15 protein-coding genes are annotated in these 13,870 nt (G+C 62.3%); 1 reads left to right on the forward strand and 14 read right to left on the reverse strand.

What is annotated here, in order from left to right; translation table 11 throughout:
* The 4 genes from KA184_11475 to KA184_11490 form a co-directional block, all read right to left on the reverse strand.
* Positions 1–689: hypothetical protein (locus tag KA184_11475; protein ID MBP8130188.1), on the reverse strand; the 689-nt coding region annotated here is incomplete at its 3' end.
* A gap of 206 nt (positions 690–895) precedes the next feature.
* Positions 896–1,117, reverse strand: a complete 222-nt coding sequence (locus KA184_11480) for a hypothetical protein (protein MBP8130189.1) — start codon at positions 1,115–1,117, stop codon at positions 896–898.
* A 136-nt stretch (positions 1,118–1,253) separates the two neighbouring features.
* A complete protein-coding gene (locus tag KA184_11485; protein MBP8130190.1) occupies positions 1,254–1,631 on the reverse strand; it encodes a YraN family protein in 378 nt (125 codons plus the stop codon).
* Positions 1,615–2,448: a segregation/condensation protein A gene (locus KA184_11490; GenBank protein ID MBP8130191.1), complete on the reverse strand. Its 834-nt coding sequence runs from the start codon at positions 2,446–2,448 to the stop codon at positions 1,615–1,617. Before KA184_11490 ends, KA184_11485 begins: the two co-directional genes overlap by 17 nt.
* Positions 2,449–2,850: 402 nt before the next feature.
* On the opposite strand from KA184_11490, the gene KA184_11495 reads away from it, so the two are divergent.
* Positions 2,851–3,363: a hypothetical protein gene (locus KA184_11495; GenBank protein MBP8130192.1), complete on the forward strand. Its 513-nt coding sequence runs from the start codon at positions 2,851–2,853 to the stop codon at positions 3,361–3,363.
* Between the two features lie 23 nt (positions 3,364–3,386).
* Here the strand turns inward: KA184_11495 and KA184_11500 are convergent, their stop codons facing one another.
* The 10 genes from KA184_11500 to KA184_11545 all read right to left on the reverse strand — a co-directional run.
* Positions 3,387–5,051 carry a hypothetical protein gene (locus KA184_11500; GenBank protein ID MBP8130193.1) on the reverse strand — a complete coding sequence of 555 codons (1,665 nt, stop codon included), beginning with the start codon at positions 5,049–5,051 and terminating at the stop codon, positions 3,387–3,389.
* Positions 5,052–5,090: 39 nt separating this feature from the next.
* Positions 5,091–6,470, reverse strand: a complete 1,380-nt coding sequence (locus KA184_11505) for an MBL fold metallo-hydrolase (protein MBP8130194.1) — start codon at positions 6,468–6,470, stop codon at positions 5,091–5,093.
* 41 nt (positions 6,471–6,511) lie between these two features.
* The gene (locus KA184_11510) at positions 6,512–7,714 is read right to left on the reverse strand and encodes a DegT/DnrJ/EryC1/StrS family aminotransferase (protein ID MBP8130195.1); all 1,203 of its coding nucleotides are present in this window, start codon (positions 7,712–7,714) and stop codon (positions 6,512–6,514) included.
* 67 nt (positions 7,715–7,781) lie between these two features.
* Entirely contained in the window at positions 7,782–8,360 is a 579-nt protein-coding gene (locus tag KA184_11515; protein ID MBP8130196.1) for a hypothetical protein, read from the reverse strand.
* Positions 8,361–8,386: 26 nt separating this feature from the next.
* Positions 8,387–10,048 (reverse strand): DNA repair protein RecN, encoded by a 1,662-nt coding sequence (recN, locus tag KA184_11520; protein MBP8130197.1) that lies wholly within the window; start codon positions 10,046–10,048, stop codon positions 8,387–8,389.
* 41 nt (positions 10,049–10,089) lie between these two features.
* Positions 10,090–10,818, reverse strand: a complete 729-nt coding sequence (locus KA184_11525) for a TlyA family RNA methyltransferase (protein MBP8130198.1) — start codon at positions 10,816–10,818, stop codon at positions 10,090–10,092.
* Positions 10,819–10,831: 13 nt separating this feature from the next.
* Positions 10,832–11,308, reverse strand: a complete 477-nt coding sequence (locus KA184_11530; protein ID MBP8130199.1) for a 2-C-methyl-D-erythritol 2,4-cyclodiphosphate synthase — start codon at positions 11,306–11,308, stop codon at positions 10,832–10,834.
* Positions 11,305–11,994 carry a 2-C-methyl-D-erythritol 4-phosphate cytidylyltransferase gene (gene ispD, locus KA184_11535; GenBank protein ID MBP8130200.1) on the reverse strand — a complete coding sequence of 230 codons (690 nt, stop codon included), beginning with the start codon at positions 11,992–11,994 and terminating at the stop codon, positions 11,305–11,307. The genes KA184_11530 and ispD overlap by 4 nt, the downstream gene beginning before the upstream one ends.
* Positions 11,991–12,980: a TRAM domain-containing protein gene (locus KA184_11540; GenBank protein MBP8130201.1), complete on the reverse strand. Its 990-nt coding sequence runs from the start codon at positions 12,978–12,980 to the stop codon at positions 11,991–11,993. Before KA184_11540 ends, ispD begins: the two co-directional genes overlap by 4 nt.
* 165 nt (positions 12,981–13,145) lie before the next feature.
* Positions 13,146–13,870 (reverse strand): purine-nucleoside phosphorylase (locus KA184_11545; protein MBP8130202.1); only part of this gene is annotated, 725 nt, incomplete at its 5' end.

Below are 13,870 nucleotides of genomic sequence, written 5' to 3' on the forward strand. Positions count from 1 at the left end.
CCTTCCGTGCTCCAATGGTACATGCCGACATCCGGCGCGGGCCCCTGGCCCCGCTCGAAGGCCTCCCGTTCGCGAATGAGGCGTTCTTCTCGGGTGCGTTCCGCCCAGAAGCGCACCTCGTCCATGGGAAAGCAAAAGTCGGGGCTGACTTCGCCCGCGGCGAGTTGTCTGGCGTATTCCTGCGCAATCGTGCCCGTATTCGCGTCCGATGCCCAGGCGGGCATCCAATACACGCTATTGCCGGAGATGAGCAGATTGCCCTTTTGCTGGTCCGGATAGTTCTGGCGCAGCCATTGGCTCTCCTGTTCGGCTCTTCGCGGAATGTCGTAGGACACGTTCGAATCCGTTACGCGCATCAGCACCACGCGGCCCTGGGGCGTTTCCTTAAATCCCGTGACGGTGCTTTCCCTCAGCCAGGTGACGGTTCCGGTGTCGCCCGCATTACCGACCGCGGACTTGCAGGTTTCCTCGTAGACCCATGTGGCCCCTGCGTAAAGGGGAAAATACGCGAGCACGTCGACCGGTTGTTTGTATTCGGAGGAAAAGACCCAAGACGACGTGTCGGGCGCCGGCGGCTGCGTACTGCCGGTGGACTCCTGCGCAGCTGCCAAAATACTGCCCACGAACAACAAGAAGAACGTTGCGGCGGAAACGGCCGCCGGACGAAGGAAGGACGGTGCCTGGCGCATGAGTTCGCCTCCGCATGCCGGTTGTCTGTGCATCAGCAAGTCAGGCAGATAGTAGCCCATATCCGCGACGGGAAGAAAGAGCGGCAAACGTTCATACGACGGCTCCCGCACGGAGGTCCGGTCGGCCGGTTGTGCTGCCGCCTTGTTTCGGGACCACGCGGCTCCAAACGCGACGGCAATCGCCGCCGCCATCGCGATAGGACTGGTCAGTGGACGGTGCGCAGGGACGGCGTGCCCGTGTGGTCCAGCAGGGTTATAGCCCCCTCCGTCATGCCATGGTGCTCCGCGTAGAGGCGGGCGGTGTGTGCCGCCTCATGAAACGTGCCCCAGAAGCAGATGTCCCGGTCCTGGATGCTGAACGTCCACAGCGCCGGATGACGGGAATCGAGGAGGTTCGGGTCGGCCGATGAGAAGCGCTCCTTGTTCACGCGTATTTTCCCCATAGTTTCGAGCCTTTCTGCCCAAGCGGCGTTGATGCCAAGCGGCGCGGTGTTTCTGCCTGCTTCTATTATACCGCGCGAACTGGAAATGGTTTCAGCGCGGGGCGCTCACGTTTACGCTCGTTTATTCCTCGGGAGGAAACGCATCCACGAGATGGGTGATCTCCGGTTTCCCGTGCTCGGGAAAGACGACCGCCACGATGTCGAAACGGTAGTAGGCGTCCGGGTCGGGGAATCGAGCCCTGTAGGAGTTGGCGGCGCATGTAAGGTGACGACGCTTCGTGTAGCCCACGGTGTCTTCCGGGGGCACGGGGTCCGGCGCGCGCCGGGAACGCACCTCGACAAAGGCGATCGTGTCGCCCTGGCGCGCGACGATGTCGAGCTCATAGCGGCTCAGACGCAGGTTACGGGCGAGAATCTTGTATCCGGCGCGGCGCAGGAACCGTGCGGCCAAGTCTTCCGCCTTCTGGCCCAGCGGCTGCGGTCTACGCCATGGCCACATCAAGAGGACCGGCCTCCTCGGGACTGCGCGGAAAGATGCGGATATCGCCGAACGGCTGGTGTTGATGCGCGCGTATGCGGCGCATCCGGCACAATTCGAGCAAGGCGAGAAACAGGCAGATATGTTCGAGGCGGTCGCCGGTGGATTCGTACAATTCAAACCAAGTCACGGTATCCCGCTCTTCGAGCAGGTTCTCCAGGCGGGTAATCGCCTGCTCGACGGAATAGGTCTCAGCCTGCACGCGCTGGATGAACGGTTCGCGCACGAACCGCAATACGTTGCGAATGGCCTGAACAAGGTCATACAAGCTGACGTCGGTCAACTCTTCTTCCTCAATGACTTCCACCTCCGGCTTGGCGAACCGCGGATAGCAGTCCAGCTTCGCTTCCTCGAAGCGGCCCAGGCGCTCACCCAAGTCGCGAAACTTCCGGTATTCAAGGAGTTTCTCCACCAGTTCGAGCCGGGGGTCTTCCTCCTCGATTTCCTCGTCCTCGCCGCCTTCGACTTCGACCGGAAGGATCATGCGCGCCTTGACCTGGATGAGCGTGGCGGCCATGACCAGGAAGTCGCCCGCCAAGTCCAGGTTCTCTTCACGCATCATCTCGAGGAACCGCAAGTATTGCTCGGTCACTTGTACGATGGGAATGTCGAAGATGTCGATTTCTTGCGTCTTGATGAGGTAAAGCAGCACCTCGAATGGGCCCTCGAAAAGGTCCAGTTGCAGGCGCAACACTTCATCCGCGGCTTCGTTGATGATAAGAGCGTCGGAGTCTCCCGTCTCGGGAGACGTTTGCGGCTGTTGCGTCTCTTCAGGCACGGCTCTCTCCAACTTCACATGGATTCTGCCAGCACATTCGCCTTTTGCAGGCCCGGCAGCGTCTTGGCGGACAAGAGAATCGTAGCGTGTTCGGCCCTTTGCCCGCAACTGTGCGCTTGGTCAGCCGCACAGTCCGCGAAGGGATGAACAGCCAATCGAGCCCGAGACGGGTGGAAGACTCCGGGGCAGATATGGGTTCTTGCCCCTGCATGGCCGTATCTCATGCAAACGAAAACCCACACATACCGATGAAACAGGCGGAATGCCGCCCCAGATGACCACATGGCCAGCTGCTGGGCGCGACAGCATTGACAAGCAGCATCGTTCAGGTTATAATAAGTATACAGAGCTTAATTCTAATAGCGGAAAAACATGGGTATCCGGCTGAAGGGGGCACGGACCATGATTGAGTGCACCTGTCCAAATTGCGGGCGAATCTTGAAGATTCGCGACGAGTATGCGGGGCAATGGGGCAGGTGTAATTATTGTCATGCCCGCGTGCTTGCGCCGGCGCGCCCCATCTCGCAGGTGATCCAGAAGGTCTATAAGGACGCCGAGAACAGCGGAATGCGGCTGACGGACGTGACGGATGCGAACACGCACTGGATGCTGGTACGGACATCCGGCCGGGTGGAGCCGGGCCTGGTCTATGTGTTTCACCGCCTCATAGACGCGCACGAGGCCTTGTTGGGCGTGAGTTGCATCCATGTGGCGGAGGATTCGGGGGCTTTGATTTCCACCGAGGCAATCACGTTTGGCTGCTATGAACTGAATGACGGGAACTACGAGGCGGTGGTCTGCGGAGAGGAATTGCGTCCGGAACTCTACGAAGAGGCGGTGCGCAGTTTCACGCGGCACAGGGGCAAGCCGAAGTATCAGCGCGCGCCGACGGTGCACAGGCCGGTGCAAACGTGAGGGGCGCCTGCCCGGGCCGAATCTCAGAAACGGTGGGGAAACTTCTCGAAGATCAGGGCCATCTGCGCTTCCGCCTCGTCAATGCGGCCCATTTGCCGCAGGCAGTCGGCGTATTTCGCCCGGATATGGTAATCCTCGCGCAATTCCAGTGCGCGCACGCATGCCTCTGCAGCTATCAGGCACCGGTCCTGCCCCGCAAGCCGTTCTTCCAGCAGCGCTTTCTCTTGAGCCGCCGGTTCCGAGAGGCGCTGCGCGCCCGGCGAGGCACACAGGTTCGCGATGTCCTCCAATTCCCGGAACCGGTCGCTGTCCGAGAAAGCCAAAAGCATCCTGCATTCCTCGATGCCGGGCGGTCGTGCGGCGGCGGTCGCCGGGAACGGCGGAATCGTGGCCAGGGACGCAGCGACCGCGACGGCGGCGGCATAGGTTGAAGCGAACGTGAAGTGGATGTGGTCGATGAAGGATTCCTGGCCCGGTATCCCGTGAGGGCTTTGCGCCTGTATCACTGCTTCAACATCCGCCAGACTCGCGTTTCCCGCAGCCTGGATATCGGGAGCGCGTGGCCTGACTGGTGTCTCTCCCGCGACTTCACGAATAATGCGGTTCATTTCCGAGGTAGCCGTAAGCAACGCCAGGTCGTAGTCCCGGGAGCGTACAAAGTGCTCGCGCGCCTCCGCGTACGCCCCGAGTGCGTACAGACACGCGCCCATGCGGTACTGGAGTTCCGCGTTCGTTTCGTCCAGTGCGGCCGCGGCGCGGTAGGCGGCGAGCGCTTCAGCAGGGGCGCCCGCGGCTTCCAACCGTGCGCCCGTTTCGAAGTGGCGAATCCACTCCTGCAACGACGCGGGCGTCAAGCCGGGGTCATGCATGGATACGCGGGGCGGAAAATCGCGCAGATTACGGCCAATGGTGCAGAGCAGCAGCTTTGAGCCCGAATCCGCTGCCTTCGCGCGGATATGCAGGAGGTTCTGCCGGAAGGTCGAGTACACGCCCGGCAAATGCGGGTCGTCGATGCGCGAGACAACCGCTTCCTGATTCCAGGAGAGGGTGCTCTCGAAACTGTTTAGACGCCGCATCAATTGCCACAGCCGCAGGTTTGAGAGCCACAAGTAGGCCGAGACCAGCCGATGCGTCGCATCGGCGGACCAGCCGTTTCGGCTTAACGCATAGAGCGGCCCGAGCAACGCGCCTTTGAATTCGTTGTTCCCCATGTAGGCTACAAAGACATCGATTTCCAGTGCTTCGCTTGCGTCGACAAGGCGCCGCATGACATGCGAATTCATCGAGTTGAACGCGAAGGGATAGACCTCGATGTTAAGCGACGGGTATTGCTTTTCGAGGATGATTTGCAGGAAACGCCACAGGCCGAATTCAGGATGAACGTAGCCGTATGCGGCGGATTCGCCCAACACCACGACACGGACCGTGTCCGACCCTTTCCTCTCAGGTATGTAGGTTTCAGACGCGGGCAGGCGTATGGGGTCGAACGGCTTGGGCATGAACGCATGCAGAAACGCCACGTTGAGTTGCCGGTAGACAGTCCCGCCAACGCGCTTTTCCAAGAACGGTTCACTTCTATACCCGAACCCGCCCAGGCGCAGCCCGGCCTCGATGGTTCCGAGAAAAAGCAGGGGCACGACCGCCCACAGCGCGAGGTAAAGCAGCACTCTCTTAGCGCGTGGCCGCATTGGCTGTCCAAGTAGTTCCGTCTGCGGGCAAGAAGAAACCTACAATTCGACAGGAACGCCTTCTCGCTGTATGGCGAGGTTGGAGACGCCTTCCCGTTCTAATCCCGTTTTGAGCGCGTCGAGGGCCTTGGGCTCGCCGTGAACCAGCAAGATTCGCCCGGCTGAGTCCTTGAACCGTTTGCCAAAGGCGATGAGTTCCGAACGGCCGGCGTGCGCGCTGAATTCGTTCATGATCTTCACCTGTGCGCGCAGTTCATACTCGACGCCAAATATGCGAATGCGCAACTGGCGTTCGACGATCCGGCGGCCCAGGGTATTCTTGGCTTGGAAGCCGATGATGAGAATGGTGTTTTTCGGGTTTCCGCAATGGTTCTTCAGGTGGTGCAGGATGCGTCCGTATTCGCACATGCCGGAAGCCGACAGGATGATGGCGGGGTCACGCAGGCCGTTAAGCTTCATGGATTCCTCAAGCGCGCGGATGTAGGAGATGCGCTTCAGGTGGAAGGGGTCGCCGGCCTGACGCAGCGTGTGTCGGAATTCAGAGTCGAACCCTTCCGTGTGCAGGCGGAACACCTCGGTGATGTTGACGGTGAGCGGGCTGTCCACGAATACCGGAATGTCCGGAATGCGGTTCTGCATTTCGAGCCGTTTCAGGGCGTAAATGACCTCCTGTGCGCGTTCGAGCGCGAACGTCGGAATAATGATTTTTCCGCCGCGGTCCGCGGTTTCGGTGATGATTCGCGCCAGCTTTTCTTCCATCATCTCGATGGGATCGTGGTCGCGGTCGCCGTAAGTGCTCTCCATCAGGACGACATCGGCCTGCGTGGGTTCCCAGGGGTCTTCAAGGATGGGCATATTCTTGCGGCCAATATCGCCGGAGAAGATGAGGCGCCGCTTCCGTCCGCCCTCGTCAATCTCGAGGTCGACCATGGCGGAGCCGAGCACATGGCCGGCGTCGTGGAAGGTGAGGAACACGCCGGGCACGAGCGGCAGCCGGGTCTCGTAGCCCGCGGAAATGAACCGGCGCATGATTTCCTGGGCGTCTTCGGCCGTGTAGAGAGGCGGGATGAATGTCATGTGCTTCTTGGAGAGCCATTCCGCGTCTTTTTCCTGGATGTGCGCGCTGTCCATGAGCATGATGGAGCAGAGGTCGCGGGTTGCGTGCGTGGCGTGGATGCCGCCGCGGTAACCCCCTTTCGCGAGCATGGGCAGAAGCCCGCTATGGTCAATATGGGCATGGCTGAGCACGACGCAATGGAGTTTTTGGGGGTCAAAGCCCAGACGGCGGTTTTTCTCATCGGCTTCCTTGCGGCTGCCTTGAAACATGCCGCAATCCAGCAGGATGCGGTAACCGTTGACTTCCAGGAGGTGCTTGCTTCCCGTGACTCCCTCTGCGGCGCCGTAAGACGTGATCTTCATGGACTCCCTTTCGCTTGTTTCCCGCGCGGGTTCGCGTCCGGTCACTGCGTGCGCGCGTGCTTCCGTATGCAGGCAATCATATAGTCCAGGGCCTCGAAAGTCAGCCTGGGATGCAACGGCAAGGTTACAAGACGGTTCGCGACGGCTTCCACTACGGGAAACTGGCCCGGACCGAATCCGCGCTTGCGGAAAGCGGTGCTGTAGTGCAACGGGATGTAATGTGTGCCAATCTTGATGCCGTCTTCGTGAAGCATCGCGTGAATAAAGTCTTCCTTGTTCATGCCGAAGCGAGCCGCATCGATTTCGAGGGGATACAGGTGGAAGACGTGCTTGCGGCCCGGCAGGACGGCGGGTGTCCTCAGTCCCGGCACGTCTTGCAGCCGTTCCGTGAGATATGCGGCCAGTTCGATGCGCCGCTGGTTGAACGCGTCCAGCTTGCGCAACTGTTCGATGCCTACGGCCGCCTGAATGTCCGTCATGCGGAAGTTGTAGCCCGTATCGTCGAAATCCTGCCACCAGAACCGCTTGCCCATGGGCATGCGTGCTTCGTCGAGGCGGCAGTATTTTGTGCTGGCGCCGTAAACGCGCGTGCAATGCGACCGGTAGAGCGCAATCCGCTCGAAAAGGTCCGGGCTGTTCGTGACGACCATGCCGCCCTCGCCGAGGGTCGACATGTTCTTCTGTTCGTGGAAACTGAAACAACCCGTCGCGCCCATGCTGCCCGCCTTGCGCCCGCGGTATTCGGCGCCGGCGGCGTGGCAGGCGTCTTCGACAATTGCGAACCCGTGCCGGCGCGACAGGTCGAGCAGCGCATCCATATCGCAGCACTGGCCGTACAAGTGTACCGGCAGCACGGCCTTCGTGTTCGGCGTAAGATTCGCCTCCAGCAGCTTCGGGTCGAGGTTGTACGTCTCCGGGTCGATGTCGACGAAACCGACTTCCGCGCCGAGCGTGGCGCCCGCCGCGGCGGTGGCAATCCACGTGAGCGGCGTTGTAATGACGCGGTCACCGGGCTTGATGCCCAGCGCCAACAGGGAAAGAAACAGGGCCGCGGTGCCATTGGACACGACGCGGGCATGTTGCGTGCCGCAGTATGCGGCGAAGTCACGCTCGAATTGCAGGCAGGCACTCCCGGAGGTAGGCGCGCCCTGGCGCAAGACCGCAAGGACGGCTTGTTCTTCTTCCGCACCGTATTGCGAGCCGAATTTGCTCTCGAGTTCAAAGCGAATGGCAGGCGAAGGCATGGTATGTTCTTCCTATATGTGACAGGGCCTCGACGATAGTTGCCCGGCTTGTGTGCGCAGATACCTGTTACCCCGATGCCTCGCGCTGGCGGATGCGCGGCGGGTTCGTTTTGTATTCCGCAACGCAGCGTTGCACAAGCCGCCTGGGGTCAGCGTCGTAAATGATGCGCGACCCCGTCTCTTTCTTGATAATGGGCATAAAATCGTCGATATGGTCGGCAACGCCGCCCGTGCCCGTCAGCACGCCAATGGTGCGCCCCTCGTCATAGGCGATCGCAAACTCGCCGAGGGTTCCGGAGCGGCCGCCAACGATAATGACGATATCGCAACTGCGCACGCCGGTGACCTCGCGGCCCATGAGCCCGGCGCCTGTATAGATCATGATATCAATGTGGTCCGTCGGGCTGCCGTAAAGCGAAATGTGTTCGTCGAGACTGATAGCGGGAGAAACGCCTACGGTCAGCCCGCCCTGCTGTTTGCAGCCGATTGCCGCCTGATGCGGCAAGCCCGGGCAGCCGCCCGTGAGGATGGCGCAGCCTTCATCCGCTATGGCGCGCCCGAGTTCGCGGCACCGCTCCAATACCTCGGACTGCATCTCGCCGCCCGCGGAGCCCATGACTCCGACTTTAATGCGCATGGAATCCACTTGCCTTTTCTCCTTGTTGATTCTCGCTACCGTTCGCGCAACAGCGCGCGCGCGTGCTCCAGGCTGACATCGGACATGGTGCCGTCGAGCAGCCGCGCCAGTTCCGCCACGCGCGCTTCGCCGCTGACTTCCACGACGGAACTCGTGGTGCGTTTCTGTTTCGTTTCCTTGGCCACGCGGAAGTGGGTCCGCGCCAGCGCCGCAATCTGCGGTATGTGAGTGATGCAGATGACCTGGTGCGACCGGGCGAGTTCGCCGATCTTGTCGGCGACCTTGCGCGCCATGGCCCCGCCGACGCCCGCGTCGATTTCGTCGAACACCAGCGTGGGGATGCGGTCGGCGCCCGCGAAAACCGCTTTCAGGGCCAGCATGATCCGCGAGATCTCGCCCCCGCTCGCGACCTGGCGCAGCGGCTTGAGCCGTTCTCCCGGGTTGGCCGCAAGCAGGAACTCGACACGGTCCACACCCTGGGCGCAGAGCGGAACGCGCTCGATGCATGCCTCAAAACTGCCGCCTTTCATCCCCAGTTCCTGCAGTGTCTCCGTGATTTTCTTGTTCAGGCGCTGAGCGGCGGCCGCGCGCTTGCGGGAGAGCGCGGCGGCGGCGGATTGCGTTTCGGCATGGAGCGCATCACGCTTTCCCCGCAGTGCTGCGAGCCGTTCATCCCGTTGTTCGTAGGCGGTGATATGCGCGGCAGCCTGGTCGCGGTGTGCGAGGATTTCCTCAACGGTTGCCCCGTATTTCCGCTTGAGGTCGCGCAGGAGCGCGAGCCGGGCGTTGAGCCGGTCGAGTTCCTGGGCGTCGAATTCGAGGCCGTTCACATGTGCGCGGGCTTCGTTGGCCACGCTTTCGACGCCCGCGCGGATGTCCGTCAATTGCGTTGCCAGAGCGCGGTAGCGCTCGTCGAACCCGGCGAGTTCCTCAAGTTCGCGCACTGCAGCGTCGATGAGATCGATGGCGGTCTGGCCCTCGTTCTCGTAGAGCAGCGCGTATACCCGGTTCGCGAGCGTGAACACGGTTTCGGCGTTGGTAATGAGCTTGACGCGGCCGCGGACGTCTTCCTCTTCGCCGGCCGTCAGGGCCGCGGCGTCGATCTCGTTGACTTCGAAGCGGAAGAACTCAATCTGCCGCAGCCGTTCGCGGTCGTCCGTTTCAAGCGCGGCCAGTTCGCGGTCCATCGCGCGCAGGGACTCGACCCGCTCCGCCACCGCGGCGGTGTCTTCTTCCGCACTGGCGAATGCGTCGAGCAGCTCCAGTTGACGGTCCGGCCGGAGCAGGGATTGGTGCTCATGCTGGCCGTGGAGGTCGACAAGTTCGTCTCCGATTTCGGAAAGCACCGCGAAAGGCATCAGCCGGCCGCAGACGTAGCCGCGGCTGCGTCCGTCGGCGGTCATGACGCGACTCAACAGGACCTCGCCGTCCGTGGCGTCGATTTCGTTGCCTTTCAAGAGGCGTTTGAGCCGAGGGGAAGGCCGGGGCACGCGGAAGACGGCCTCGATGGTCGCGCGGTCCGCGCCTTCGCGCAATACCTCTCCGGAAGCGCGGCTGCCTAAGACCAGCTCGAGCGCCCCGATGAGAATGGACTTGCCGGCGCCGGTCTCGCCGGTGAGCGCGTTGAAGCCGCTGCGGAAATCCATTTCGACCGCATCGATAAGGGCATAATTCTGGATGCGCAGCGTTTCGAGCATGATTTTGTCGTTCGAGGGCCGGTCGTCCTGCCGCGGCGCGCTTACTCCTTGCGCAGGTACGCCAGGAACTCCTGGTTGCCGGCGGGACCAAGCAGGGGAGAGGGTATCACATCGATCCGCGCGAATCCCAACTCGTCGGCCGCTTCGCGGACCCGTTCAATTACAGTGGCGTGAATGGCCGGATCGTACACAACGCCACCCTTGCCCACCTGCTCCCGGCCCGCCTCGAACTGCGGCTTGATCAGGGCCACGCCCGCCGCGCGCGGGTCCAGCAGCCGCGCCAAAGGCGGCAACACGAGACGCAGCGAGATGAACGAGCAATCGATGGTGAAGAACGTGGGGGGCTCGGTGAGCCGGTCTTGCGCGAGATGGCGGATATTGGTCCGTTCCAGCACAATCACGCGCGGGTCTTGGCGTAATTTCCACGCAAGCTGGCCGTAGCCGACATCCACGGCGAAAACGAGCCGGGCCCCATGCTGCAGCAGGCAGTCGGTGAACCCGCCGGTCGAGGCGCCCACATCGATGGCGGCGCGGTCCTGCACGTCCAGCGCAAAGGCCTCGAAAGCCGCTTCGAGTTTCTCGCCGCCCCGGCTGACGAACCGGGGCTGCTCGCGGATCTCCAGGACGCTGTCCTCGGGGATGTGAAGGCCCGGCTTGTCGATGCGCTCGCCGCCGAGCCAGACCTGACCCGCGTGGATGAGTCCCTGAGCCTTCGAGCGCGAAACCGCCGCCTGTAACTGGACGAGTATGTCGGCGCGTTCTTTCCGCATGGCAATACTTGGCCTATGGGGATTCCAGCAGGACGGCGGCCTCGGTGCGGATGGCCTCCTCGCGGCCTTCCGGGCCCACGCCCTCGTTGGTTTTCGCCTTCACCGACACGCAGGCGGTATCGATGCGCAGGGCCTCGGCGAGGCGCTGACGCATCGCCTCGATGTGCGGCTGCAACTTTGGACGCTGCGCGACGATGTTTGCGTCCACGTTGACCAGCCGGTACCCGGCATCGGCGGCCATACGCACGGCGGCTCGGAGCAGTTCCATGCTGTCCGCGCCTGCGTATCGCGGGTCCGTATCGGGGAAATGGCGGCCGATATCGCCCAAGGCGAGCGCTCCCAGGACCGCGTCGGTTACGGCATGACACAGCGCGTCCGCGTCGGAATGGCCGGCGAGGCCCTTTTCGTGAGGTATGGCAACACCGCCGAGAACGAGCGGGCGTCCCGGAGTCAGCCGGTGAATGTCGCAACCGATACCGATGCGGATCATGCCAAGCCCTCGCGAACGATGATGCGGGCCAGGTGCAGGTCGGCGGCAGTGGTGACTTTGAAATTGAACGGCGTGCCAGGAACGAGCTTGACCTCCGCGCCGTACCGCTGCGCCAGAGACGCGTCGTCCGTCAGCAGCGTGCCTTCCCGCGCGGCGCACCGGTGCGCGTCGCGGATCACGGCCGTGCGGAACGTCTGCGGCGTTTGACAGGCCCAGAGTGTGCGGCGGTCTGGCGTGCGCGCCAGAAACCCCGCGCCGCCGGCCTCGAGAATCGTGTCCGTGACGGGGACCGCGACCGTTGCGGCGCCATATTCGGCTGCGGCCAGGATCGAGGCCCGGATGGATTCCGCCGCGACGAAAGGGCGCGCGGCGTCATGAATAGCCACGATTTCGGTATCTGGGTCGATCTCGGCAAGGCCATTGGCCACTGACAGCTGGCGCTCCGCGCCGCCCGCGACGAGCCGGAAGGCCGCGTCGGCAAACCAAGGCCGCAGCGCGTCACGGAAAGTCTCCAGCAAGTCTGGCGGCGCCGTGATGATTACGGGAAGACGGAACTCGGGGAGGGCGGCGCGCTCGATGGTCCGCGCCAGCATCGGCTTCCCCTCCAAATCAACAAGCGCCTTAGGCGCATCCGCGCCGAGGCGCGCGCCCGCGCCCGCGGCAGGCACCAGCAACTGCGCCTTCACCGGATCTCGCCGTTATAGCGCGTAAAGATCATGCGCCCCGCGGCCGTCTGCAGGACGCTGGTCACTACAACCTGGACCGTTCTGCCTACATGCGCGCGGCCGTTGTCCACCACGATCATCGTGCCGTCATCGAGGTAGCCCACGCCCTGCGTCGGTTCCTTGCCCTCTTTGATGATCTTGACTTCCATGACTTCGTCGGGCACCAGCGCGGGCTTGAGCGCGTTGGCGAGATCGTTGACGTTGAGCACATGAATGCCTTCGATCTGGGCCACCTTGTTGAGATTGAAGTCGTTGGTCAGGATCTTCGCATGATACTTGAGCGCGAGACGAACCAGCTTGCTGTCCACGTCCGGCGCTTCTTTCGGGTCATCCTCGATAATCTCGAGGTTTGTGCGCGAACCGCCCTCCTGCAGCCGTTTCAGGATATCGAGGCCGCGGCGCCCCTTGGCGCGGCGGAGGACTTCCGATGAGTCGGCAATATGCTGCAGCTCATTCAGCACGAAACGCGGGAGGAGCAACGTCCCTTCCAGGAAGCCGCTGTCGCAGATGTCCGCGATGCGACCGTCAATGACGACGCTGGTATCCACCAGTTTCAGGCTGACTTCGCCCCGGCGGTTCCGGCGCACTTCCGAGACCAGGGATTCCCAGTTCGACGCGCGGGTGAGGCCAAGGGTGATGCCGATATAGCCAAAGACCAGCACAAGCGAGACGGTTACGAAGACACGCAAGGACATCTCCGCCTGGGGAAACCAGGAAAGAATGTATGCGCCGATGAAGTAACCAATAATCATAGCTAGGGCAATCGAGGCCAGCGCGGGAGATATGCGCTCGTATACATCCTGTGTGACGAAGCGGAGGAAGAACAGCACCAGCAGGGAGACAGCGCCCCCGACGAGCCCCCCGACAATCAAGGTCCAGACAGGCGGACTGCCGTCAGGGCTGGCCGGCGGGCTGTCCAACAGATACTGGGCCCAAATCCCGCCCATGATTACGCAGGCGAACACAAAAATGGCGCGGATGATTTTTTCGACTGCCGATGTTGGTTCTCTTCTCATCATAACCCCCCTCTACACCTCACTTTGGGCCGGTTCATGAATTGCCGTACTATAGCGATTCCACATAGTCTTGTCCAGTTGCCGGTGTGTCCCGCGCTAGAGGCGCGCGACGCATTCCGTGACGATTCGGGTCAATATGGGTTCCACCGCATTCGCGGTCGCGATGATTTTCGCGATATCCACCGGCGCGAGCGCGTCCGGCAGGCACTCGTCCGTTATCGCGGAGAAACCCAGCACGCGCAGGCCGGCGTGCACCGCCACAATCACCTCCGGCACCGTGCTCATGCCGACGGCGTCCGCGCCGATTGCCCGCATGAACCGGTATTCGGCGCGCGTCTCCAGGCAGGGGCCCGTCACGGCCAGATACACGCCGCGCTGCAGCCGGACACCCTGCGCGAGGGCGATCTCCTCAGCCAGGCGTATGAGTTCTCCGTTGTAGGGTTCGGACATGTCGGGGAAACGCGGCCCGAGCCGGTCGTCATTCGGGCCAATGAGCGGATTGTCGCCCATAAGGTTGATATGGTCCGTAATCACCATGAGGTCGCCGGCGGAGAACTGGGGGTTCATGCCGCCCGCGGCGTTTGACACAAGCAGCGTGTCAATGCCAAGGGCCTTCGCCACGCGCACGGGAAAGGTAACCTGCTGCATGGTGTAGCCTTCGTAGAAATGGAAGCGGCCGGACAAGGCTACGACAGGCTTGTTTCCAAGGTTGCCGAGCACCAGTTCCCCGGCATGGGTGTCCTGCGTGCACACGGGGAAGTGGGGAACCTCCTGGTAAGGGATTCGCACGGCGCCGTCTATGACGTCCGCCAGCGAACCCA

It is taken from the genome of Candidatus Hydrogenedentota bacterium (genome assembly GCA_018005585.1).
Taxonomy (GTDB): Bacteria; Hydrogenedentota; Hydrogenedentia; order Hydrogenedentales; family JAGMZX01; genus JAGMZX01.